Origin of the sequence: Streptomyces sp. NPDC004126 (genome assembly GCF_050275515.1) — a bacterium.
Classification (GTDB): domain Bacteria; phylum Actinomycetota; class Actinomycetes; order Streptomycetales; family Streptomycetaceae; genus Streptomyces.
In genome coordinates this window covers 22,974-45,985 of sequence record NZ_JBNNPF010000049.1, presented here as the reverse complement: position 1 = coordinate 45,985, position 23,012 = coordinate 22,974, and the positions used below count along the sequence as shown (strand labels likewise).

The following is a 23,012-nucleotide window of genomic DNA, read 5'->3' as shown; positions in this document are numbered from 1 at the left end:
CGGCGGCCGTCACCGCGGCCGCCCCCGTCCCGCAGCACATTCGTCACACGTATGGAAGAGAGCAAGACGACAGCCATGGCTGAGGCTCAGAACATTCCGGCGGGCTCCACCACCGCCGGCGCGATCGCGGTGGCCGCCGAGTCCACCGTCGCCACCCGGATGAGCGCGCCCCCGTCCTTCGACGTGGCCGACTTCCCCGTTCCGCACGGCCGCGAGGAGGAGTGGCGGTTCACCCCGCTGGCCCGCCTCAAGGGTCTGCACGACGGCACCGCGGTCGCCAACGGCACCATGAAGGCCCAGATCGACGCCCCCGAGGGCGTGACGGTCGAGTCCGTCGAGCGCGGCGACGAGCGGATCGGCAAGGCCGGCACCCCCGTCGACCGCGTCGCCGCGCAGGCCTTCTCCTCGTTCGCCAAGGCCACGGTCGTCACCGTGCCCAAGGAGACCGTGCTCGCCGAGCCCATCCGGGTCGCGCTCCACGGCGAGGGCGGCACGACCTTCGGGCACACCGTCTTCGACATCAAGCCCTTCGCCGAGGCGATCATCGTGATCGACCACACCGGCGACGGCGTGCGCGCCGCCAACGTCGACATCCTCGTCGGTGACGGCGCCAAGGTGACCTTCGTGTCCGTCCAGGACTGGGACGACACCGCGGTCCACACCTCGCAGCACAACGCCCTCGTCGGCCGCGACGCCAGCTTCAAGTCCGTCGTCGTGACCTTCGGCGGCGACCTGGTCCGCCTGCACCCGCGCGTCAGCTACGCGGGCCCCGGCGGCGAGGCCGAGATGCTCGGCGTCTACTTCACGGACGCGGGCCAGCACCAGGAGCACCGCCTCCTGGTCACCCACGACGCCCCGCACTGCAAGTCCAACGTGGTCTACAAGGGCGCGCTCCAGGGCCAGGAGGCCCACGCCGTCTGGATCGGCGACGTGCTCATCGAGAAGACCGCCGAGGGCACCGACACCTACGAGATGAACCGCAACCTCGTCCTCACGGACGGCGCGCGCGTCGACTCGGTGCCGAACCTCGAGATCGAGACCGGCGAGATCGTCGGCGCCGGCCACGCCTCCGCGACCGGCCGCTTCGACGACGAGCAGCTCTTCTACCTCCAGGCCCGCGGCATCCCGGCCGACGAGGCCCGCCGCCTGGTCGTCCGCGGCTTCTTCGCCGAGCTCGTCCAGCAGATCGGTGTCGCGGACATCGAGGAGCGCCTCATCGCCAAGATCGAGGCCGAGCTGGCGGCGGCCGTCTGATGACGTACGTCAAGGCCTGTGCGCTGAGCGAGCTGGAGGAGAACACCCCCAAGCGGGTGGAACTCGACGGCACGCCGGTGTCCATCGTCTCCACCGAGGGGGAGGTGTTCGCGATCAACGACATCTGCTCGCACGCGAACGTCTCGCTCTCGGAGGGTGAGGTCGAGGACTGCATGATCGAGTGCTGGCTGCACGGGTCGGCCTTCGACCTGCGCACCGGCAAGCCCTCCGGTCTGCCCGCGACGCGCCCCGTTCCCGTTTACCCCGTCAAGATCGAAGGGGACGACGTGCTCGTCTCCCTCGCCCAGGAGTCCTGAGGTACCCATGGCAACGCTTGAAATCCACGACCTGCACGTCTCCGTCGAGACTGGTGACTCGGCGAATGGCACCCGCGAGATCCTCAAGGGTGTCGACCTGACGGTCAAGCAGGGTGAGACGCACGCCATCATGGGCCCCAACGGCTCCGGCAAGTCCACCCTGGCGTACTCCCTCGCCGGTCACCCGAAGTACACCATCACCGGTGGCACCGTGACCCTCGACGGCGAAGACGTCCTGGAGATGTCCGTCGACGAGCGCGCCCGCGCCGGCGTCTTCCTCGCCATGCAGTACCCGGTCGAGGTCCCCGGCGTCTCGGTCTCCAACTTCCTGCGCACCTCCGCCACCGCCATCCGCGGCGAGGCCCCCAAGCTGCGCACCTGGGTGAAGGAGGTCAAGTCCGCGATGGAGCAGCTCCAGATGGACCCGGCCTTCGCCGAGCGCAACGTCAACGAGGGCTTCTCCGGCGGTGAGAAGAAGCGCCACGAGATCCTCCAGCTGGAGCTCCTCAAGCCGAAGATCGCGATCCTCGACGAGACCGACTCCGGCCTCGACGTCGACGCCCTGCGCATCGTCTCCGAGGGCGTCAACCGCGTCCGCGAGACCGGTGAGGTCGGCACCCTGCTGATCACCCACTACACGCGCATCCTGCGCTACATCAAGCCCGACTTCGTGCACGTGTTCGCGAACGGCCGCATCGCCGAGTCCGGCGGCGCCGAGCTCGCCGACCAGCTGGAGAACGAGGGCTACGACAAGTACGTGAAGGGTGGCGCGACCGCGTGACACAGCTGCCTGGCCTCCTCGACATCGAGGCGATCCGCAAGGACTTCCCCCTGCTGGATCGTGTGGTCCACGACGGGAAGAAGATCGTTTACCTGGACAACGCGGCGACCTCGCAGAAGCCGCGCCAGGTGCTCGACGCGCTGAACGCGTACTACGAGCGGCACAACGCCAACGTCCACCGCGGCGTGCACGTGCTCGCCGAGGAGGCCACGGCACTGTACGAGGGCGCCCGCGACAAGGTCGCCGCCTTCATCAACGCGCCGAGCCGCGACGAGGTCATCTTCACCAAGAACGCCTCGGAGTCGCTCAACCTGGTCGCGAACATGCTCGGCTGGGCCGACGAGCCCTACCGGGTCGACCGCGACACCGAGATCGCCATCACGGAGATGGAGCACCACTCCAACATCGTCCCGTGGCAGCTGCTCTCGCAGCGCACCGGCGCGAAGCTGAAGTGGTTCGGCCTCACCGACGACGGCCGGCTCGACCTGTCCAACATCGAAGAGGTCATCACGGAGAAGACGAAGATCGTCTCCTTCACGCTGGTCTCCAACATCCTGGGCACCGTCAACCCGGTCGAGGCGATCGTCCGCCGCGCGCAGGAGGTCGGCGCGCTGGTGCTGATCGACGCCTCGCAGGCCGCTCCGCACATGCCGCTGGACGTCCAGGCCCTCGGCGCCGACTTCGTGGCCTTCACCGGCCACAAGATGTGCGGCCCGACCGGCATCGGCGTCCTGTGGGGCCGCCAGGAGCTCCTGGAGGACCTGCCCCCGTTCCTCGGCGGCGGCGAGATGATCGAGACCGTCTCGATGCACTCCTCCACCTATGCCCCGGCGCCCCACAAGTTCGAGGCCGGCACGCCACCGATCGCCCAGGCCGTAGGCCTCGGCGCGGCCGTGGACTACCTGACCTCGATCGGCATGGAGAACATCGCCGCGCACGAGCACGCGATCACCGAGTACGCGGTCAAGCGCCTCCTGGAGGTGCCCGACCTGCGGATCATCGGCCCGACCACGGCCGAGGACCGCGGCGCGGCGATCTCCTTCACGCTCGGCGACATCCACCCGCACGACGTGGGCCAGGTGCTGGACGAGCAGGGCATCGCGGTCCGCGTGGGACACCACTGCGCACGCCCCGTGTGCCTCCGGTACGGAATTCCCGCGACCACGCGAGCGTCTTTCTACCTGTACTCCTCTCCCGCCGAGGTCGACGCGCTGATCGACGGGCTGGAGCACGTACGGAACTTCTTCGGCTGACGAAGGCGACGAGGACGAGGCTGTGAAGCTGGATTCGATGTACCAGGAACTGATCCTGGACCACTACAAGCACCCGCACGGGCGCGGCCTGCGCGACGGCGACGCCGAGGTGCACCACGTCAACCCGACGTGCGGCGACGAGATCACGCTCCGTGTGAAGTACGACGGGGAGACGCTCACCGACGTCTCCTACGAGGGCCAGGGCTGCTCCATCAGCCAGGCCAGCGCGTCCGTGCTGAACGAGCTGCTCGTCGGCAAGGAACTGGCCGAGGCGCAGAAGATCCAGGCCGTGTTCCTGGAGATGATGCAGTCCAAGGGCAAGCTGGAGCCCGACGAGGCCATGGAGGAGGTGCTGGAGGACGCGGTCGCGTTCGTCGGCGTCTCCAAGTATCCGGCGCGCGTGAAGTGTGCTCTGCTGAGCTGGATGGCGTGGAAGGACGCGACCGCCCAGGTGCTGGGCGACGCGGAGAGGAAGACGGCATGACCGAGAACGCGACGCCCGAGGCGTCGATCAAGCCGGCCACCGAGGAAGAGGTCCGCGAGGCCCTCTACGACGTGGTCGACCCCGAGCTGGGCATCGACGTCGTCAACCTGGGCCTGATCTACGGGATCCACATCGACGACGCGAACATCGCCACCCTCGACATGACCCTGACCTCGGCGGCCTGCCCGCTGACGGACGTCATCGAGGACCAGGCGAAGTCGGCGACCGAGGGCATCGTCAACGAGCTCCGCATCAACTGGGTCTGGATGCCCCCGTGGGGCCCGGACAAGATCACGGACGACGGCCGTGAGCAGCTGCGCGCGCTCGGCTTCAACGTCTGAGCGACGCGTACGCGTGAGGGCCCCCGGCACGGTCGTGCCGGGGGCCCTCCCTGTTCTCGGGGGTTCTCCGGGGATTTTCCCGGGCCGACGCGTGACGTGCACCGGGAGTTGGCCACGGTGGCCGAATCTTCTCGACGGCCGTCACAGCGTGACGCCGTGAGGGAGAGGACGCCATCTTGAAGAAGCAGTTCGGCATCGCCGGTACCGCGGGCACCGCCGCACTGATCGTCGCCGCGACGGTCATGCCCGCGCACGCGGTCACCTACGGGACCCCGACCATCTCGCTGTCCGCCGGCTACCTGTCCGGCTCCGTGAACGGGGTCGGCGACCAGACGGTCGACGTCACCGTCGGGCAGAGCGGTGCCGACGCCTCCGCGCTGACCGTGAGCGCCTCGGCCTCCAGCAAGGCCTCCGTCGCCGGCACCGGGGACGTCACCGTCACCGGCAGCGGGGCCGTGCGGCAGCTGGCCGTCACCGCGCACGCCCGCGGCTACACCAACCTGACGATCAAGGTCACGGGGCTCGGCGGCAAGACCGCCACCAAGACCCTCTCCTACGCCGCGTCCGCCGCCGTCCAGAACCCGGCCGACGCCCGCTACTTCAGCGGCGCCTCCGACTCCTCGGCCGCCGTCGACGTCGGCGGCGGCTACACCGTCGTCGCCGACGACGAGAACAACGTGCTGCGCCTGTACGACCGTTCCCGCTCCGCCGCCCCCGTGCGCACCTGGGACTTCAGCTCCCAGCTCGGCGTCACCAAGGAGGTGGACATCGAGGGCGCCACCCGGATCGGGAACACCATCTACTGGACCGGATCCCTCGGCAACAACAAGGACGGCGAGTACAAGGCGCCCCGCAACACGGTGTTCACCACCACCGTCAGCGGCTCCGGCCCGGGCACGCAGCTCGCGTACGGGCGCTCGTACAAGAAGCTCCGCGACGACCTCGTCGCCTGGGACACCGCGAACGGCAACCGGTACGGCTTCGCGGCGGGCACCGCGGCCGGCGAGGCGCCGAAGCAGATCGACGGCTTCAACGTGGAGGGCCTGGAGTTCGCGCCCGGTTCCACCACCACCGCCTACCTCGGCTTCCGCGCGCCGCTCGCCCCGGCCGTGCCCGGCGGCAAGGCCCTGCTCGTGCCGGTCACCAACTTCGACCAGGTGCTGGCGAGCGGCGCCAAGGCCGTCTTCGGCTCCGGCATCGAGCTCGACCTCGGCGGGCTGTCGGTACGGGACGTCAAGAAGAACGCCGCCGACCAGTACCTGATCCTGGCCGGCTCCTGGGCGGCGGACGACAACTCCGACCCGTACGCGCTCTACCAGTGGGACGGCGTCCCCGGCCACGCCCCCGTCAAGCGGGCCGACCTGCCCACCACGGACCCCGGCGGCTGGGAGGCCGTCGTGGAGGTGCCGGACCTGAACGCCCCCGGCGCCCGGGTCCAGGTCGTCACCGACAGCGGGTCCGCCGACCTGTACGGCGACGGCACCGAGGCCAAGGACCTCACGCACCCGGAGTGGAAGAAGGCCCGCGCGGCCTGGTTCACCCTCAACTGAACGGCTCAGGCTCCGGCTCAGGCTCCGTCGCGAGCGCCTCGGCGAGGTGCTCGCGGCGGATCAGCCGGTCCACGTAGAGCAGCCCGGCGGGCAGCTGCGGGAAGGCCGGCAGCAGCACCAGCGCCGACAGCGCCCCCGCCAGGCCGAACCAGGCCTGGAGCGCGTACCCGGCGGCGCCGGTGAACGCCACCGCCGGAGCGGTGACCCCGAGGGTCCGCCACCAGGCGCCCCGCACCAGGCGCGCCGAACGCCGCAGCGCCGCCACCGGCCGCAGCCCCTCGTACCCGGCGGCGGTGGGCGCCAGGGCGAACAGCACCCCGAGCCAGAGGGCCACCGGGAGCAGCGGCAGCAGCGCGAGCGCCGGCAGCCCGGCGGCCCCGGCCGCGACTACCGGGGCCGCCGCGGCGCACAGCGCCAGCAGCTGCGCCCCGAGGACCGCCGGGGTCCGGGTCAGCGCCGCCCGCAGCAGCCCCGGCACGGTCACGGCGCGGCCGAGCACCGCCGGGCGCAGCAGCACCGCGATCAGGGCGGTGGCCAGGGCGCAGGTGAACAGCAGGAAGAGGGCCGCCGCCGGGAACAGGGTCCAGACGAAGACCCGGCTGCCGGAGCTGCGGCTGAGGGAGGCCAGGGTGGCCGCCCCGGCCGCCGCGGCGACCAGCAGGGCTCCCGCGAGCTGGCCGAGCAGCAGCGCCCCGCACAGCGCTCCGCCGTACCGGCGCAGGGTGGCGGCAGAACCCCCGAGGATCTCCCCGGGTCCCAGGGGCCGCAGCGGCACCACGCCGGGACGGGGCCGTCGAGGGGGCAGCCAGCCGCCGCCCGCGTGGGTCCAATGCTGTGCCATGAGCGGCCCCCTGTCCCCTGAGGGGGCCACCGTAGCTCCGATGTGCGCGGCTGTGACCGCCCGTGCATGTGTACATCTGTACGCATCGATGTGTACTGTCGTACACATGCCTTACGTACTGCTCGCCATGGCCATAGCGGCGGAGGTGGCCGGGACCACCGCCATGAAGTACAGCGACGGCTTCACCCGGCTCTGGCCCTCGCTGGGCACCCTGCTGGGCTACGTCATCGCCTTCACCCTGCTCGCGCAGACGCTGAAGTCGATGTCGGTGGGCACCGCGTACGCGATCTGGGCCGGGGTCGGCACCGCCGCCATCGCCGCGATAGGGATGGTGTTCCTGGGGGAGGCCGCCACCGCCGCGAAGATCGCCGGGATCGCGCTGGTCATCGGCGGCGTGGTGCTGCTGAACCTGGGCGGGGCGTCGCACTGATGGCCGCCCCGGCGCGCCGCTACGACCCCGGCCGCAGGCAGCGCATCATCGACGCCGCGATCCGTGTCGTGGGGGACAGGGGGATCGCGGGGCTCAGCCACCGCAGCGCGGCGGCGGAGGCGGACGTGCCGCTGGGCTCGACGACGTACCACTTCAAGACCCTGGACGACCTGCTGATCGCCGCCCTGCGGCAGGCCAACGAGGCGTACGCGCCCGTGCTGGTGTTCCGCGAGGGCGAGGACCTCGCCGGGGCGCTGGCGCGGCTGCTGGGGGAGGTCCTGGACGCGGACCGGGGGCGGGCGGAGCTGGAGTACGAGCTCTACCTGGCCGCCCTGCGCCGGCCGGCGCTGCGGCCGGTCGCCGCCGAATGGTGCGAGGCGGTGACCACGGCCCTGGAGGACCACACCGACCCGCTCACGGCGCGGGCCCTGGTGGCGGTGATGGACGGCATCAGCCTCCAGGTCCTCCTGACGGGCACCCCGTACGACGAGGGCTACGCCCGCGAGGTCCTGTCCCGCGTACTGCGGCCCGCCTAGGGCCTGTCGTCAAACTCCCTCCCCCAGCTACCGCTGGGAGGGGCCCCCAGCCCCGCGACGCCTGGCACGCGCTCTCGCCGCACCGGGCGAAAGCCAAGTACGTCCAGTACGCGGGCTTCCGCCCGGCGCACCGAGAGCACGCACCTGGGGGCACCTCCCAGCGGTAGCTGGGGGAGCCGCGGGGCCGCCCTTCGGGCGACGACGGGAGTTTGACGAAAGGCCCTAGCCCTCGGCGGGGCCACCCGTACCGCCCCCGGCGCCCACCCGCCCCCTCAGCTGGCGGACCGCACCGCCGCCAGCGCCGCCGCCACGCTCGCCTCGATGTCCGTGATCGGGTAGATCACCTCGCGCACCGTCCGCTCGCGGTCGACGACCAGGGTCAGCCGCTTGATCCGGCTCACCCCCGCCGCGCGGAACGTCGGCAGCCGCAGCGCCGTCACCAGGTCCAGCCCGGCGTCCGACAGCAGCGGGAAGCGCAGCCGCTCCTGTTCCGCGAACTCCCGCTGCTCGTCCGGCCGCTGGGTGGAGACGCCGTGCACGGTGGCGCCGGTGGCGGTGAACTCCGCCAGCTGGTCGCGGAACGTGCACGATTCGAGGGTGCAGCCCTTCGCGCCGGGGATCCCGGCCCACCCGGGAGGGTAGGACTCGGCCCGGGCGTACGCGCCGGGGAAGCAGTACAGGACGGTGAACGGGGTGTCCGCCACCGGGTCGCGGAGCTCGCCGAAACGGTCCGGCAGCAGCAGCTCCGGCAGTCGGGTGCCGCGCAGCGCGTGGACGCGTACGGCCTCCTTCGAGGATTCCTCGGTCGTCGCCGTCATCTCTCCCTCTCCCAGGACCCAGGTGTCACCCCAGTCCTGGAGGGCCACCAGGACCGGCAGCAGCCCCCGCCCGCGCGGGGTCAGCCGGTACTCGTGCCGCACCGGGCGCTCCTGGTACGGCTCGCGCGTCAGCACCCCGGCCTCGACCAGCAGCTTCAGCCGCTCGGCGAGCACCTTCCGGGACACCCCCAGCTCGCGCTGGAGCTCCTCGAAGCGGTACAGGCCGCGCGCGGTGTCCCGCACGATCAGCAGCGTCCACCAGTCGCCCACGACGTCGAGGGCCTGGGCGATGGAGCAGTCCGCGTCGCCGAGGTGCGTGCGCTGGGCCATGGGAACTCCTTTGTCCGTTGACCCAAGGCTGTCATGCTGACATAGTCCGTTCCCAAAAGGAACTGACCATCGAGCGATGCGGGGGCACGGGTGTGCTGCAGGGGTTCAAGGACGTACCGAGGGTCGTGTGGCTGCTGGCTGCGGGGGTCTTCGTCAATGCCGTCGTCAGCTTCACCTTCGTCTTCGTCTTCCTCTACCTGACGGGCCCCCGCGGCCTCGGCGCCGCCCAGGCCGGCCTGGCCACCGGCATCGGCGGCATCGGCCTCGTCGCCGGCAACTTCACGGGCGGCTGGTACGGCGACCGCTTCGGCCACCGACGGGTGCTGCTCGCCGCCTCCGCCCTCGGCGGGCTCGCCCTGATGTCCCTCCCGGTACTGCCCACCCCGCTGCTGTACGCCGCCCTGACGGCCGCCCAGTACGCCTCGGGCGTCATCCGCGCGGCGAACTCCGCCCTGGTCGCCGTCACCGTCCCCGAGGGGGCCCGACGCCAGGCCTTCGCCGTGGTCCGCTGCGTCTCCAACGGCGGCTTCACCCTCGGCCCGCCGCTGGGCGCCCTGATCGCCTCCGGGCTCTCGTACGACTGGCTCTTCCTCGCCGACGGCCTCGGCACCCTCTTCTTCGCCGCCTGGACCGCCCGCGTCGTCCCGGCGCGCGGCGCCGCCCGCACTCCCTCCGCGGCCCCGGACGGGGGTCAGGGCCGCGGAGGCGTGTGGGCGGAGCTGCGGGCGCGCCCCGGCGTCCTGGTGCTGCTCGGCGCGGTCCTCGTCGTGGACGTGGTCTACCGCCAGCAGTACTCCCTCTTCCCCGTCTTCCTCGCCGACCACGGCCTCGACGTACGGGCCTTCGGGCTGATCGTCGCCCTCAACGGAGCCGTCATCCTGCTCCTGGAACTGCCCGCCGCCGTCGCCCTGCGCGACCGGCCGCCGCTCGCGGTCATCGGCAGCGGACTCGTCCTGGTCGGCGCCGGGTACGCGACGCTGCTCCTCGGCGCCGGCGCGGCGACCGCCGTCGCCATGATGGTGCTGCTCAGCCTCGGCGAGATCCTCTACAAGACCACCGCCACCGCCTACGTCGCCGACCAGGCGCCCGCGCACGCCGTCGGCCGCTTCCAGAGCCTGTACGCCGGGGTCTCGGTCAGCGGCACCGTCCTCGCCCCGCCCGCCGGCGGAGCCCTGTACGCGGCCGCCCCCGGCCTGCTGTGGCCGCTGTGCGCGGCCCTGGCGGCGGGCGCCGGCGCGGTCGTCCTGGCCCGGCACCGCACCGAGGCGCGCGAAGCCCGGCGGCGCGCGGAGCGACATGCCGCGCGACACGCCGCGCGCCCGGCACATGAGACCGGTTCGCGACCGCGGCCCGTCGCCGGTTAGGTTTCGGGCATGACTGCTACGCGTACCACCGGCGCCGTCGCCGCCGGACTTGCCACCATCACCGCCGACGGCACCGTCCTCGACACCTGGTTCCCCGCCCCCGAGCTGGCCGACGCGCCCGGCCCGGCCGGCACCGAGCGCCTCACCGCCGAGCAGGCCGTGGAGCTCCTCGGCGCCGCCGCGGCCAAGGCCATCCGCTCGGACGCGGTCCGCGGGGTCGAGGTCGTAGCCGTCCGCACCGTCATCGCCTCCCTGGAGGACAAGCCGCTGGACGCGCACGACGCGTACCTGCGCCTGCACCTGCTGAGCCACCGCCTGGTCAAGCCGCACGGCCAGAACCTGGACGGCGTCTTCGGCCTGCTCACCAACGTCGCCTGGACCTCGCTCGGCCCCGTCGCCGTCGACCAGGTCGAGACCGTCCGGCTGAACGCGCGCGCCGAGGGCCTGCACCTCCAGGTCACCTCGATCGACAAGTTCCCGCGCATGACCGACTACGTCGCCCCCAAGGGCGTGCGCATCGCCGACGCCGACCGCGTCCGCCTCGGCGCGCACCTCGCCGAGGGCACCACCGTCATGCACGAGGGCTTCGTCAACTTCAACGCCGGCACCCTCGGCACCTCCATGGTCGAAGGCCGCATCTCCGCGGGCGTCGTCGTCGGCGACGGCTCCGACATCGGCGGCGGCGCGTCCACCATGGGCACCCTCTCGGGCGGCGGCAAGCAGATCATCTCGATCGGCGAGCGCACCCTGGTCGGCGCCGAGGCGGGCATCGGCATCGCGCTCGGCAACGAGTGCGTCGTCGAGGCGGGCCTCTACGTCACCGCGGGCACCCGGGTGACCCTGCCGGACGGCCAGATCGTCAAGGCCCTGGAGCTCTCCGGCGCCGACAACATCCTCTTCCGCCGCAACTCGGTCACCGGCGCCGTCGAGGCCCGCCCGTACAAGGCGAACTGGGGCGGCCTCAACGAGGTCCTGCACAGCCACAACTGACGCCGCGGGCAGCGCCTGCCCCCGCGTCACCACCGAGTGCCCTCCCGCCGTACGCGGGAGGGCACTCGGCTTTCCGGGCGGGGCGGGACGCTCACCCCACCAGGCGCAGGAACCAGCGGCGCGAGGGGTGGCTGTCGCAGTCGAACTGGACGAGCGGGTGGTTGTTGGCGGTGGTGGTCCCGCCGGCGACCGTGGCGCACTTGGCCGTCTGCGCGTTCACGAGCTGGAAGGACCGGCCGTCGCCGTTCGTGATGCGCCAGCGGCGCGAGGGGTGGCTGTCGCAGTCGAACTGGACCAGCGGATGGTTGTTCGCGTCCGTGGTCCCGCCCGCGACGGTGGCGCATTTGCGCGTCTGCCCGTTGACGATCTGGAAGGCGCCGTCCTCCTCGTTGGTCACCTGCCAGCGGCGCGAGGGGTGCGTGTCGCAGTCGAACTGGACCAGCGGGTGGTTGTTGGCGGTGGTCGACCCGCCCGCGACGGTCGCGCACTTGCCCGTCTGGACGTTCACGAGCTGGTACGTGCCCTCCGGGACGTCGGCCACCGTGACCGCGGGCGCGGCGGGCTGGGCCGCGGTGCCGGGCGCGGGCAGCAGCATGAGGCCTCCGGCCGCGAAGACCGATGCCGTCGCCAGGAGGCGGCGTACCCGGGGTTTGGGGCGTGTGGGACGCATGAGGGTGCTCCTCTCGGTCCTGCTGAAGGGGATCGGCAGGGCTCCGCGCCGTGCGGGGGTGCACCCGGCCGGTCGCCGGGTGCGGAACGGGGAGGGGGGAGCGCCCAGGGGCTCATGCCGTCGCGGCCCGCCGCGTCGTCCGCGGCGCGGGTCCGGCGCCCGGGCCCCGGTGATCAAGGCGCGGCTGCCTCTCCCACTATCGGGGCGCGCGACCGGCCCCGCAACCGAAGCCGGCGCCGCCGCCCGGACGCGCCGGACGCGCCGGAACGCCCCTCGCGCCGCGGGGGCGAGGGGCGTTCCGGGAGGTCAGGGCGGTCAGGGAGGTCAGTTCAGGGCGATCGTGCGGATCAGGCCCGCGAAGGCCCGCTCCTCCGCCTCGGTCAGCTCCACCGACTCCATCGGGTGCGTGTCCGCGGTGCGCTGGGCCGGGATCACCGGCAGGCCCTCGTAGGCGCCTGGCTCCGGGTGGTGGAAGCGGCTGTCCCACAGCATGTGGCCGAGACCGACGACCCACACGAGGACGGCCACGGCGAGGACGGCGAGGCCGATTTCCTGGGCGAGGGACATGGAGGGGAACACGCGGTCCTCCCGGGATGCGGGGGTACAAGGAGGGCAAGTTCGGGCGTGGGGACACTCAACACCACAACCGGAAGATTTTGTCCCCTGTGTGTCCAGCGTCACGCCAGGGCCGAAAGTCCCGACCTACGGTTCGAGGGGCAGCTTGAAGCCCTCGTGGCTGCGCGCGAAGCCCAGCCGCTCGTAGAAGCGGTGCGCGTCGCCGCGCCCCTTGTTGCTGGTCAGCTGGACCAGTCCGCAGCCCCGCTCGCGGGCCCGCTCGACCGCGAGGCGCATCAGCTCCGCGCCCAGGCCCCCGCCGCGCCGGTCCGCGCGGATGCGCACGGCCTCCACGAGGGCCCGCTCGCGGCCGCCCCGGCCCAGGCCCGGAACGTAGGTCAGCTGGAGGCAGCCCAGGACCGCCTCCGCGTCGGCGTCCGCGTCGGCGTCCTCGTCCGTCAGGACCAGCATCTCGTTGCGCGGGTCCGCCGTGATGGCGGCGAAGGCCCGCTCGTGTGCCTCGCCGACGGTGACCGAGGCCGGGTCCGTGACCCGCTCCTCGTCCGCCAGCAGGGCGAGCACGGCGGGCAGGTCCCGGCGGGTGGCTATACGGAAGATCATGGCCGGATTGTGGCAGGGGCCCGGCCGCCGGAGGGCGGCCGGGCCCCGCTGTGCGGGTTACGGGCGGAAGCGCAGCACCTGCGGGTCGTGGTCGCTGTTCTGCGCGGAGAACTCGGCGTTGATGTGCACGCTGTCGTACACGAAGTTCTTGATCGACGGGCTGGTCAGGATCTGGTCCAGCACCTGGGCGTTGCCCTGGTAGACGTACGAGTAACGTTCCGCCTTCGGCAGCGACTTGATCGCCGAGTACAGCGCGCCGCCGTCTTCCAGCGCCTGCGCCGTGCCGGAGAACTCGAAGTCGTTGATGTCGCCGACCGCGAGCACGGCCGCGTTCTTGTCGACCGCCAGCAGCTGCTTCACGAACCCGTTGACGGCCTGCGCCTGCAGGAGCCGCTTCTCCTCCGACTTGCGCGCCGGCGGCTGGTGGTGCGAGGCCAGGCCCTCGTCGCCGCCCTTCGAGGCGAAGTGGTTGGCGATCACGAACACCGTGCGGCCGCGGAAGAGGAACTCGCCGGCCAGCGGCTTGCGGCTGTCGGCCCACGCCGGGTTCGCCGGGTCGATCCGGCCGGGGGAGTGGGTCAGGGCGGCCTTGCCGCGCTCCGTGGTCACACCGGTCGCCGTCACCGCGTCGCCGGCGGCGCGGTCGGTGAAGGAGACCCGCGCCGGGTTGAACAGGAACACCTGGCGGATGTTGCCGCCGGGCTCGCCGCCGTCCTTGTTGTTCTCGGGGGTGACGGAGCGCCACTGGTAGGCCGGGCCGCCCGCCGCCTTGATCGCCTCGGTGAACTTCGTCAGCGTCTGCTCGGCCGAGACGGTGCCGTCGTTCTTGGCGCCGTTGTCGTCCTGGATCTCCTCCAGGGCCACGATGTCGGGCGAGGCCAGGTTGGTCACGACCGCCTTGGCGAGGTTGTCGAACTTCTCCTGCGGGTCGGTCGGGTCGAGGTTCTCCACGTTGTACGTGGCCACCGCGAGCTCGCCGGGCGACTGGGCCTTGGTCTTCTCCGGGGCCAGGGTGCCCGCCTTGACCGTGCCGAGGGTGCGCGCCACCAGCGTGTAGCCGCCGAACTGGTTGAAGTCCAGGGGGCCCTCGGTGGTGCCCGTCAGCTTGTCGCCCACGTTGGCGACCGGGAAGGGCTGCTGCGCCAGCGGCGCGAGCTGCTGGACCTGGAGGCGGCCGGTGTTCTGGGACTCGTACGAGCCGTAGACGGTGCCGCCGCGCTTGGCGGCGTTCTCCCAGCCCTTGACCGTCACCCACAGCTCGCCGTACGCGTCGGTGGCACCGACCACGCGCGAGGTGCCGATCTTGACGTTCATGCCCTCCAGGGACTCGTAGTGGTCCAGGGCGTAGCGGGAGGGCTCCAGGGCCAGGCCGTTGATGCTGCCGCCGGCCGCCGCGTCGCCCGCGGGGGCGTACTCCGCGGGGACGGAGTACTCGTTGACCGCGGTGGCCGCGGGCAGGGCGTTGCCGGAGGAGAGGACCGCCACCGTGGGCTTGGCGATCTGGGTGACGGACTGGTTGCCGGAGTTCGCGCCGCCCGGGACGTACTCGCCGACCGTGCCGGAGACCTTCACGGCGTCGCCGACGGCGACGGTCGGGACGGAGCTGGTGAAGACGAAGACGCCCTCGCTGGTGGCGGGGTTGTCGTCGGCGTCCGGGTCCTGGATCCAGAAGCCGCGCGAGCCGTAGGTGCGCACGCCCGTGACGATGCCGTGGACGTCGGCGACCTGCTTGCCGTTCAGGGGGGAGATCCGGGTGGTGCCCTGGATGTCGTGGATGCGTATCGGATCGGCGGACACGGCGCCTTCGGCCGCGTCGGCGGTGCCCGCGAGGAGGCCGGTGGCCAGGGCGGTGGCGACGAGGGCCGCGACGGCGGCGGAACGGGGATGCGAGGAGCGCATTGGCGGGAACTCCGGTGTGTGGAGGAGAAGGTGCGGGCTCTTGACGGCCCGTGTACATCTACGCGCGTCAATTTCCTGTGTGACCAGGGACGTTGTCAAGGCCTCCAGGGGATACGGAGGCTGACTGTGGGATGAACCAAAGGTGATGGCCGTCGGGCGCACCCCGATTGCGTCTACGCTGGGTCGCCGCGACGGGCCTGACGGTCCGTTCGCATGTGTTTTCGGCCACACGGCCGGACGGCGTCCCGCCGCCCGGCCGCCACCGGCCCGACCGCCCCACCGCTCAGCCGCCCCACCGCCCCACCGCCCCGTGCGTCCCGTCCGAGGAGAACCACCCCATGTCCGCAGAGCCGCACCCCACGCTGCCGCCGGTACGGCTGCACTCCGATGCGGAGCTGGCCCGCGACGCCCTCGTCGCCCCGCTGTTCGCCCGCGCCGTACGCCTCGCCCGCTGGGCCGGCCCCGACACCCGCGTGGACGTCGGGGGCGAACTCGCCCCCGACCAGCTCCCCGAGGCCGTCACCGTCCTCGGCCTCGACGCCGCCGACGAGGACTCGCCCGTGTACGCGAGCCAGGCCTGGCGGGTCGCCGTGGACACCGGCCTCGTCGACGTCACCGAGCCGGAGGAGGACAGCGGCGACGGCGCCGAGGCGGGAGAGCCCGAATACGGCACCGCCACCCCCGGCGAGGACCTCGCCCTGCTGACCGGCGGCGCGCCCGGCGACGTGCTCGACCTGTGGCTCGCCGCCCTGGACACCGTCCTCGCGGACGCGGCCGTACCCGACCTGGACGACCTCGTCGACGCCCTCGACGCGGGCGGCGAGATCGACTTCGACCGCCTCGACTGGAACCCCCAGCGGGAAGCGGACTTCCTCGACGGCGTCCTCGCCAACCTCTACCTGCTCACCGTCACCGAGGGCGGCTCCGGCGAGGGCCCGGTGCCGCTGCCGGTGCTCGCCGCCTCGATGATCGTGCCCGACGAGATGGGCGACCCCACCGACGCCGTCCTGGAACAGGTGTCGGACGCGATGATGCGCCTCGACGACCAGTTCCGGCAGCTGGAGCCCATCGGGCTCGTCGAGTACCGCCCCGTGGACGAGGCGCTGCTCGCCGAGGCGGACGAACCCGCTTCCGGGGAGGCGGGTCAGGACGCCGCGGCGGGTCCGGAGGACGACGAGGACGTGTCCCGGTACGGGATGGTACGGCTGACCCCGCTCGGCCTGTACGGCGTCCGCGCCCGGATGCTCGAAGCCGGGGTCGAGGCGCCGGCCGTCGGGGAGCTGGCCGACAAGGGCGCCGACGCGCTGCTCGACGCCGTCTCCTACTACCCGGAGGACGCCGCCCAGGCCGAAATCGAGCAGTGGCTGGCCGGGCGCGGACTGCCGGACGCCGTCGCCGAACTGCTGGCCGCCGCACGCGGTGACGACGAGGGCGCCCCGCTGCGCCGGCTGCGCTGCCAGCAGGCCCTCGCCCCGGCCGGGCCGGAGGCCGAGCCGGCGGTCCGGGCCGTCCTGGACGACCCGGAACTCGGCGGGCTCGCGCGGGTCTGGCTCGCCGAACACGGAGTGACCGGCGTACCGGCGCCGGACGGGGCGATGGTGTTCTGGCTGACGGTGGACACCATCGCGGCGCAGCTCGCGGCGGACGGGGAGACCGAGGAGCTGCCGCTGCTGATGCGGAGCCTGACGGAGCACCACGCCGGGTTCTTCGAGCAGGCGTGGCGGGTGGAGCACCCCGCGACCGCGTACGTCCTGGAGGCCATGGGCCGTCTGCACCCGGACAAGAAGGCCGCGAAGGAGGCGCGGAAGGCCGCGTTCAAGGCCCGCTCCCGGCAGCCCTGACCAGCGCGGCGGCCCGCCCGGGCGCCCGTCGGCGGACGACGGGCGCCCGGGCGGGCGCTGCTGTGGGGGAGCGGGGGCCGGGCGGGCGCTGCTGTGGGGGCTCGGGAGGCCGGGGGAGGTTGCGGCCAGGGTGCACAACAGGCCGATTCCGGGACGGCATTCGAATGGATTCCGCCATTCCGACGACCGGAAAGGACTCGGCCCGCATTCGCGGGTAGTTCAGCCGCCGTTCACGTACGGGCGGGAGCGTGTGCGCCTGCGACCGTACGCCAGGCGCACCACCTCCCCACCCCTGGAGACCCGATGCCCCTCAGCCGCAGAGACTTCACCGCCCGCACCGTCATCGCCGGCGCGGGCGTCGCACTGACCGGGACGGTCGGCGCCCTCGCCACCGCCCCCGGGGCACTCGCCGCCGACGACCCCCGGCCCGACGCGCTCGACGCCCACGGCCGCCCGCACGCCCCCGGCTACGGGCCGCTCTTCCCCGACCCCGCCGGACTCCTCGCCCTGCCCGCCGGGTTCACCTACCGCGTGATCACCCGCAGCGGTGTCACCACCCTCGAATCCGGGGAGAGCACCCCGTCCAACCACGACGGGACCGCCGCCTTCGAGGGGCACCACGGAGTCACCCTCCTCGTCAACAACCACGAGCTGAAGGGCCCGCGCAGCGGCTGGGCGCACCCGGTACCGCTCGCCGAGGGCCTCGTCTACGACCCGGCCGCGTCCGGCGGCTGCACCGTCGTGGAGGTCCGGCGCGGCGGCGAGGTCGCCGAATGGGTCGGCGTCGCCGGCACGTCGACCAACTGCGCCGGCGGAGCCACCCCCTGGGGCACCTGGCTGACCTGCGAGGAGACCGAGGACCTGGCCGGCAAGAACGGCATGACCAAGGACCACGGCTACGTCTTCGAGGTCGACCCGCACGACCGCCGGGCCAACCGCGACCCCCGGCCGGTCAAGGCGTTCGGACGGTACGCCCACGAGGCCGTGGTCATCGACCCGCGCCAGGGCCACGCCTACCTGACCGAGGACGCCTCCGGCCCCAACGGGCTGCTCTACCGCTGGACCCCGCCGCACGGCTTCCGGCACGGGCGCGGCCGGCTGCGCACCCTCGCCCCCGACGCCGGGGTGCTCGCCGCCGCCAAGTGCTTCGACGGCCAGGGCCGTTTCGTGGACGACCTCTCGCGCGCCACGAAGACCGGCACCGTGTACGGGGTCGACTGGGTGGAGGTGACCGACCGCGACGCGCGCAGCCTCTCGGTGCGCAAGCAGTTCGCGGCCGGCGCGGTGACCAGGGCCCGCAAGCTGGAGGGCATGTGGTGGGCCGACGGCGGCGCCTACTTCGTCTCCTCCTACGCGCGCGAGGAGAGCCCGGGCGCCGCGCACGACGGCCAGGTGTGGTTCTACGACCCCAAGCGGCGCACGATCCGGCTCGTCGTCCTCATCGGCGTCAACCGGGACCCGGGCGCCGACGGCGGCTACGACGGCCCCGACAACATCACGGTGTCGCCCTACGGCGGCCTGGTCATCGCCGAGGACGGCGAGGGCCTGCAACACCTGCTCGGCGCCACGGAGTCGGGCCGCGTCTACCCGCTGGCCCGCAACGAACTCAACATCGGCACGGCCGACAAGCCGGAGTACTCGGAATTCACCGGGGTCTGCTTCTCCCCGGACGGGCGCACCCTGTACGCCAACATCCAGGACCCGGGCATCATGCTGGCCATCACCGGCCCCTGGCGGCGCTCCCCGCGCTGACGCGGGCGCCGGGGCGGGCGGTCCCGGGGCACCCCTGTGCCCCGGGTCACGCCGGCTACTGGACGGCGGCCAGCTCCTCGGCACGGGAGGCCGCCGCCCACTCTTCGAGCAGGAACTCGTACGCCTCCGAGGGCCACTCCCCGTCCCAGGTCTCGACGAGGTGCCGTATCGCCTCGTTCGCCTCGGCGGCGGACGGGCGCGCGGGACCCGCGGGCTGGAGTGTGTTCTGCATGGGTCCAAGGCTACGGGCGGGCACTGACAGCCACCTCCGGATTACGCGTGGCATCCATCACCCGGACGGCCGCCCGTCGGCTCCACGGTGTCGGCATATGCCCGCCCACCTGCTCAGAGTGCCTGCGAGGCGGGCTTGACCATGCCGCGCACTGTGCGGGACTTCACAAACTCGCCCATGGCCGTCATCTCCCATTCGCCGGAGAACTGCTTGATGAGCTTGGCCATCATGACCCCGGTCTGCGGCTCGGCACTGGTGAGGTCGAAGCGGACCAGCTCCTCCCCGCTCGCGGCGTCGATCAGCCGGCAGTAGGCCTTGGCGACCTCGGTGAACTTCTGGCCGGAGAAGGAGTTCACCGTGAAGACCAGTCCGGTGGCCTCGGCGGGCAGCCGGCCCAGGTCCACGACGATCACCTCGTCGTCCCCGGCGCCGTCACCCGTGAGGTTGTCACCCGAGTGCTTGACCGCTCCGCCGAGGATCGACAGCTTGCCGAAGTAGCAGCTGTCGATGAAGTTGCGCTGCGGGCCGTAGGCGATGACGGACGCGTCGAGGTCGATGTCGCGGCCGCCGTAGGCCGGCTCCCAGCCCAGACCCATCTTGACCTGGGAGAGCAGCGGGCGGCCGCCCTTGACCAGGGACACGGTCTGGTTCTTCTGGAGGCTGACCCGGCCCTTGTCGAGGTTGATCTTCCCGCCGCCGACGGGGGCGGGTGCCGGCGGCGCGGCGGGTGCCGGCGGGGTGACGGGGGCGGCGGTGACCGGAGCGGCCGGGGCGACAGGAGCGGGGGTGACCGGAGCGGCGGCCGCCGCCGGCGGGGCCGGCTCCTCGTCCACGGAGACCCCGAAGTCGGTGGCGATGCCCGCGAGGCCGTTGGCGTATCCCTGGCCGACGGCGCGCACCTTCCAGACACCGCCGCGCTGGTAGATCTCGACGACCACGAGGGCGGTCTCCTGGCCGAGCTGCGGCGGGGTGAAGGTGGCGATCACCGCGCCGCCGGACGCGTCCCGCACGGTGGCGGTGGGCTCGATGCCCTGGAAGGTCTGGCCGGCCGCGTCGGGACTGGCGGTGACCACGATCCGCTCGATGCCGGGCGGCAGCGCGCCGGTGTCCACGGTGATGGAGTCCGGCGCCGCACCGCCGCCGGACCGGTAGCTGACACCGGGCCCGGAGGGCTGGTTGTAGAAGATGAAGTCGGCGTCGGAGCGCACCTTGCCGTCCGCCGCGAGCAGGAGCCCCGACACGTCGAGACGCACCGGGGCAGCCACGTCCACCGTCACGCGGACGGTGTCGAGCGGCAGGTTGGAACCAGGGGTCATAGCGGTCATGCCCGGAGAACGACCGGAGCGGCTTTGCCGTTCCCTTACCCTCGGCGGGATTTTCACCGCCGGTTGCGGGGGTGGTCCCGGGCGGTGCGCTCGTTGCCGAACTTGTAGGAGCCGGTCCAGCGGGCCATCACCAGCTGTGCGTCACCGGACTCGACCGCGGTCAGGAACTTCTCGGCCCGGGCGCCCCGGAGGGTGCCCGCGGCGCGGCCCCGGTGCGTGATGCGGACGGTGCGGTCGCTGTGCACCTCGTACGTGAACCCCTGCGGCTTCGGCATGGAGCGCAGCCTGCCCCGCCGGGGGCGGGGCGGCAACGGAATTACGCGGTGCCGGTCACGCGGCGCGGCAGGCCCAGCGGGTTGGCCTCGCGCAGCTCCGGCGGGAGCAGCGCGTCGGGCACCGACTGGTAGGCCACCGGGCGCAGCCACCGCTCGATCGCGGTGCCGCCGACGGAGGTGGAGTGCGAGGTGGCCGCCGGGTACGGGCCGCCGTGGTGCTGGGCCGGGGCCACCGCTACGCCGGTCGGCCAGCCGTTCACCACGATCCGCCCGGCCAGCCCCGTGACCTGCGCGATCAGCGCGGCGGCCGGTCCGGGTGCGCCCTCGGTCTCGGCCCGCGAGAGCTGCAGGGTGGCGCTCAGGTTCCCGCCGAGCCGGTCCAGGACCGCGGCGGCCTCGTCCTGGTCGGCGTACCGGACGACGACGGTGACGGGCCCGAAGCACTCCTCCAGGAGCACCCCGTGGGCGCCGTCTTCCAGCAGGGCGGCCGCCGGCACGCTCAGGAAGCCGGCGCCGACGGCGTGCTCGCCGCCCGGACCGGGGGCGACGGGCGCGGTGACGCCGGGGAGGGCGGCCCGTTCCCGTACGCCGGCCAGGAAGTTCTCCCGCATCCGGTGGTCGAGCAGGACCCCCGGGCCGCTCTCGCCGAGGGACTTGGCGAGGGCGCCGGTGAGCCGGTCGCCGTCGGGGCCCCCGGGGACCAGGACCAGGCCGGGCTTGACGCAGAACTGGCCCACGCCGAGGGTGACCGAGCCCGCGAGCCCGGAGCCGATCTCCTCGGCGCGCTCGGCGGCGGCCGCCGGGGTGACCACGACGGGGTTGAGGGAGCCGAGCTCGCCGTGGAAGGGGATCGGCACGGGCCGCGCGGCGGCCGCGTCGAACAGCGCCCGGCCGCCCCGGATGGAACCGGTGAACCCGGCGGCGGACACCAGGGGGTGGCGGACCAGCTCCACCCCGGCGTCGAAGCCGTGGAGGACGGTGACCAGTTCGGCCGGCAGCCCGCACTCCACCGCGGCCCGGCGCAGCAGGGAGGCGCACAGCTCGGAGGTGGCCGGGTGGTCGGGGTGGGCCTTGACCACCACCGGGCAGCCCGCGGCCAGGGCGCTCGCGGTGTCGCCGCCGGGCACGGAGAAGGCCAGCGGGAAGTTGGAGGCGGCGTAGACGGCGACCACGCCCAGCGGCACCTTGTAGCGGCGCAGTTCGGGGCGCGGCGGGCTGAGGGAGGGGTCGGCCCGGTCGATCCGGATGTCGAGGTGGGAGCCCTCCTCGACGACGTCGGCGAAGGCGCGCAGCTGGCCGGTGGTGCGGGCCAGCTCGCCGGTGAGGCGGGCGGAGCCGAGCGCGGTCTCGGCGTCGGCGGCCTCGACCACGGCCTGCCCGGCCCCGTCGAGGAGCCCGGCGGCGGTGCGCAGGAAACGGGCCCGCAGGGCCGCGTCCGCCAGGGCCCCGCGGGCGTCGTGGGCCGCGCGTACGGCCCGGTCCACGTCCTCGGGTGTGGCCTGCGCCGCAACCTCTGCGAGCTGCTTCCCGGTGCGGGGGTCCACACTCCAGACTGGTGTCCCTGCCATGGCCCGCTACCTCCTGGACCGTTCAGTATTCTGAACGCCGTTCCGGTGGATGAATGATCACTTCTGCTGCGGACTCTATTTCCGCGTCCACCGGGTGACAAGAGGCGATCAGAGCCGACCAGAGGGGAAGAGGCGTATGACGACAGCGGAGGCGGCCGGTCCGGCCGAGCCGGGGGTCCCCGGGCCGGCGGCGCCGGTGAAGTCGGCGGTGCGTACCGTCCTGCTGCTGGAGCACTTCGCGGCACGGCCGGGCCTGCACAGCCTCGCCGACATCCAGAACGACCTCTCCCTGCCCAAGTCCAGCCTCTACATGCTGCTGCGCACGCTGGTGAACCTGGGCTGGGTGGAGACCGACGCCACCGGCACGCGGTACGGCATCGGCGTACGGGCCCTGCTGGTGGGGAGCTCGTACATCGACGGCGACGAGGTCGTCGCGGCGGCCCGGCCCACCCTTGACCGGCTTTCCGACGACACCACCGAGACCATCCACCTGGCACGGCTGGACGGGACGAGCGTGGTCTACCTCGCCACCCGCCAGTCCCAGCACTACCTGCGGCCCTTCACCCGGGTGGGGCGCAGGCTCCCCGTCCACTCGACGGCCCTCGGCAAGGCGCTGCTGGCCTCGCACACCGACGAGGAGGTGCGCGCGCTGCTGCCGAAGCGGCTGGAGGCGGTCACGGAACACACCATCACCGACCGGGAGCAGCTGATGGAGGAGCTCGCGCTGGTCCGGGAGCAGGGGTACGCGGTGGACCGGGAGGAGAACACGCTCGGCCTGCGCTGCTTCGGCGTGGCCATCCCGTACCGGACGCCGGCCCGCGACGCGGTCAGCTGCTCGGTGCCGGTGGCACGGCTGACGGAGGACCACGAACGGGCCATCAAGGCGGCGCTGTTCGAGGCGCGGGACCGGCTGTCGGTCGTGACCCGGCGCATGTGAGACCCCGCCGGGAACCGCCTCCCCCGTGCGGGGGAGGCGGTTCACCTC

Annotated in this window: 24 protein-coding genes; 14 read left to right on the top strand and 10 right to left on the bottom strand. The window is 72.8% G+C overall.

Annotated elements, in window-relative coordinates:
- Positions 1-75 precede the first annotated feature (75 nt).
- The 7 genes from sufD to ACQKM2_RS32815 all read left to right on the top strand — a co-directional run bounded on the left by sufD (position 76) and on the right by ACQKM2_RS32815 (position 5,980).
- Positions 76-1,254, top strand: coding sequence for a Fe-S cluster assembly protein SufD (gene sufD / locus ACQKM2_RS32845; protein WP_427716288.1), 1,179 nt, complete (start codon positions 76-78; stop codon positions 1,252-1,254).
- Positions 1,254-1,571, top strand: coding sequence for a bifunctional 3-phenylpropionate/cinnamic acid dioxygenase ferredoxin subunit (locus tag ACQKM2_RS32840; protein ID WP_427716286.1), 318 nt, complete (start codon positions 1,254-1,256; stop codon positions 1,569-1,571). Before sufD ends, ACQKM2_RS32840 begins: the two co-directional genes overlap by 1 nt.
- 7 nt (positions 1,572-1,578) lie before the next feature.
- Positions 1,579-2,352 carry a Fe-S cluster assembly ATPase SufC gene (gene sufC, locus ACQKM2_RS32835; protein WP_427716283.1) on the top strand — a complete coding sequence of 258 codons (774 nt, stop codon included), beginning with the start codon at positions 1,579-1,581 and terminating at the stop codon, positions 2,350-2,352.
- Positions 2,349-3,605, top strand: a complete 1,257-nt coding sequence (locus ACQKM2_RS32830; RefSeq protein WP_362468568.1) for a cysteine desulfurase — start codon at positions 2,349-2,351, stop codon at positions 3,603-3,605. The genes sufC and ACQKM2_RS32830 overlap by 4 nt, the downstream gene beginning before the upstream one ends.
- Before the next feature lie 22 nt (positions 3,606-3,627).
- Positions 3,628-4,089, top strand: coding sequence for a Fe-S cluster assembly sulfur transfer protein SufU (sufU, locus tag ACQKM2_RS32825; protein ID WP_427716279.1), 462 nt, complete (start codon positions 3,628-3,630; stop codon positions 4,087-4,089).
- Positions 4,086-4,430, top strand: a complete 345-nt coding sequence (locus tag ACQKM2_RS32820) for a metal-sulfur cluster assembly factor (RefSeq protein ID WP_007263433.1) — start codon at positions 4,086-4,088, stop codon at positions 4,428-4,430. Before sufU ends, ACQKM2_RS32820 begins: the two co-directional genes overlap by 4 nt.
- A 242-nt stretch (positions 4,431-4,672) precedes the next feature.
- Complete coding sequence (locus tag ACQKM2_RS32815; RefSeq protein WP_427716322.1) at positions 4,673-5,980, top strand: hypothetical protein; 1,308 nt, start codon at positions 4,673-4,675, stop codon at positions 5,978-5,980.
- Here ACQKM2_RS32815 and ACQKM2_RS32810 read toward each other — a convergent pair.
- On the bottom strand, positions 5,973-6,821 hold the full coding sequence (locus ACQKM2_RS32810; protein WP_427716275.1) for a hypothetical protein: 849 nt from the start codon (positions 6,819-6,821) through the stop codon (positions 5,973-5,975). The two genes, ACQKM2_RS32815 and ACQKM2_RS32810, sit on opposite strands and share 8 nt — an antisense overlap.
- A 106-nt stretch (positions 6,822-6,927) precedes the next feature.
- Between ACQKM2_RS32810 and ACQKM2_RS32805 the strand changes: the two genes are divergently transcribed.
- Both ACQKM2_RS32805 and ACQKM2_RS32800 read left to right on the top strand, forming a co-directional pair.
- Positions 6,928-7,251 (top strand): DMT family transporter, encoded by a 324-nt coding sequence (locus tag ACQKM2_RS32805; protein ID WP_427716273.1) that lies wholly within the window; start codon positions 6,928-6,930, stop codon positions 7,249-7,251.
- Positions 7,251-7,787 carry a TetR/AcrR family transcriptional regulator gene (locus ACQKM2_RS32800; RefSeq protein WP_427716270.1) on the top strand — a complete coding sequence of 179 codons (537 nt, stop codon included), beginning with the start codon at positions 7,251-7,253 and terminating at the stop codon, positions 7,785-7,787. The genes ACQKM2_RS32805 and ACQKM2_RS32800 overlap by 1 nt, the downstream gene beginning before the upstream one ends.
- Positions 7,788-8,059: 272 nt before the next feature.
- On the opposite strand, the gene ACQKM2_RS32795 is transcribed toward ACQKM2_RS32800, so the two are convergent.
- Positions 8,060-8,935, bottom strand: coding sequence for a winged helix-turn-helix transcriptional regulator (locus tag ACQKM2_RS32795; protein WP_427716268.1), 876 nt, complete (start codon positions 8,933-8,935; stop codon positions 8,060-8,062).
- A gap of 95 nt (positions 8,936-9,030) precedes the next feature.
- Between ACQKM2_RS32795 and ACQKM2_RS32790 the strand changes: the two genes are divergently transcribed.
- Both ACQKM2_RS32790 and dapD read left to right on the top strand, forming a co-directional pair.
- Entirely contained in the window at positions 9,031-10,299 is a 1,269-nt protein-coding gene (locus ACQKM2_RS32790) for an MFS transporter (protein WP_427716319.1), read from the top strand.
- A gap of 9 nt (positions 10,300-10,308) precedes the next feature.
- Positions 10,309-11,289, top strand: coding sequence for a 2,3,4,5-tetrahydropyridine-2,6-dicarboxylate N-succinyltransferase (gene dapD, locus ACQKM2_RS32785; RefSeq protein WP_125594337.1), 981 nt, complete (start codon positions 10,309-10,311; stop codon positions 11,287-11,289).
- 91 nt (positions 11,290-11,380) lie between these two features.
- Here the strand turns inward: dapD and ACQKM2_RS32780 are convergent, their stop codons facing one another.
- The 4 genes from ACQKM2_RS32780 to ACQKM2_RS32765 all read right to left on the bottom strand — a co-directional run bounded on the left by ACQKM2_RS32780 (position 11,381) and on the right by ACQKM2_RS32765 (position 15,034).
- Positions 11,381-11,959 (bottom strand): RICIN domain-containing protein, encoded by a 579-nt coding sequence (locus tag ACQKM2_RS32780; RefSeq protein ID WP_427716265.1) that lies wholly within the window; start codon positions 11,957-11,959, stop codon positions 11,381-11,383.
- Positions 11,960-12,283: 324 nt separating this feature from the next.
- Complete coding sequence (locus ACQKM2_RS32775) at positions 12,284-12,538, bottom strand: hypothetical protein (protein WP_427716264.1); 255 nt, start codon at positions 12,536-12,538, stop codon at positions 12,284-12,286.
- 123 nt (positions 12,539-12,661) lie between these two features.
- The gene (locus ACQKM2_RS32770) at positions 12,662-13,135 is read right to left on the bottom strand and encodes an N-acetyltransferase family protein (protein ID WP_427716262.1); all 474 of its coding nucleotides are present in this window, start codon (positions 13,133-13,135) and stop codon (positions 12,662-12,664) included.
- 57 nt (positions 13,136-13,192) lie between these two features.
- Complete coding sequence (locus ACQKM2_RS32765) at positions 13,193-15,034, bottom strand: endonuclease/exonuclease/phosphatase family protein (RefSeq protein ID WP_427716259.1); 1,842 nt, start codon at positions 15,032-15,034, stop codon at positions 13,193-13,195.
- 338 nt (positions 15,035-15,372) lie between these two features.
- Between ACQKM2_RS32765 and ACQKM2_RS32760 the strand changes: the two genes are divergently transcribed.
- Positions 15,373-16,875, top strand: a complete 1,503-nt coding sequence (locus tag ACQKM2_RS32760; RefSeq protein WP_427716257.1) for a hypothetical protein — start codon at positions 15,373-15,375, stop codon at positions 16,873-16,875.
- A gap of 303 nt (positions 16,876-17,178) precedes the next feature.
- Positions 17,179-18,627, top strand: a complete 1,449-nt coding sequence (locus ACQKM2_RS32755; RefSeq protein WP_427716256.1) for an alkaline phosphatase PhoX — start codon at positions 17,179-17,181, stop codon at positions 18,625-18,627.
- 55 nt (positions 18,628-18,682) lie between these two features.
- Here the strand turns inward: ACQKM2_RS32755 and ACQKM2_RS32750 are convergent, their stop codons facing one another.
- The 4 genes from ACQKM2_RS32750 to ACQKM2_RS32735 form a co-directional block, all read right to left on the bottom strand.
- The gene (locus ACQKM2_RS32750; protein WP_401253558.1) at positions 18,683-18,859 is read right to left on the bottom strand and encodes a hypothetical protein; all 177 of its coding nucleotides are present in this window, start codon (positions 18,857-18,859) and stop codon (positions 18,683-18,685) included.
- Positions 18,860-18,972: 113 nt separating this feature from the next.
- Entirely contained in the window at positions 18,973-20,184 is a 1,212-nt protein-coding gene (locus tag ACQKM2_RS32745) for a TerD family protein (protein ID WP_427716252.1), read from the bottom strand.
- 53 nt (positions 20,185-20,237) lie between these two features.
- Positions 20,238-20,459 carry a hypothetical protein gene (locus tag ACQKM2_RS32740; RefSeq protein ID WP_427716251.1) on the bottom strand — a complete coding sequence of 74 codons (222 nt, stop codon included), beginning with the start codon at positions 20,457-20,459 and terminating at the stop codon, positions 20,238-20,240.
- Between the two features lie 41 nt (positions 20,460-20,500).
- Entirely contained in the window at positions 20,501-22,027 is a 1,527-nt protein-coding gene (locus tag ACQKM2_RS32735) for an aldehyde dehydrogenase (NADP(+)) (RefSeq protein WP_427716248.1), read from the bottom strand.
- A 136-nt stretch (positions 22,028-22,163) separates the two neighbouring features.
- Here ACQKM2_RS32735 and ACQKM2_RS32730 point away from each other — a divergent pair, with 136 nt between their 5' ends.
- Positions 22,164-22,964: an IclR family transcriptional regulator gene (locus ACQKM2_RS32730; RefSeq protein ID WP_427716245.1), complete on the top strand. Its 801-nt coding sequence runs from the start codon at positions 22,164-22,166 to the stop codon at positions 22,962-22,964.
- Positions 22,965-23,012 lie beyond the last annotated feature (48 nt).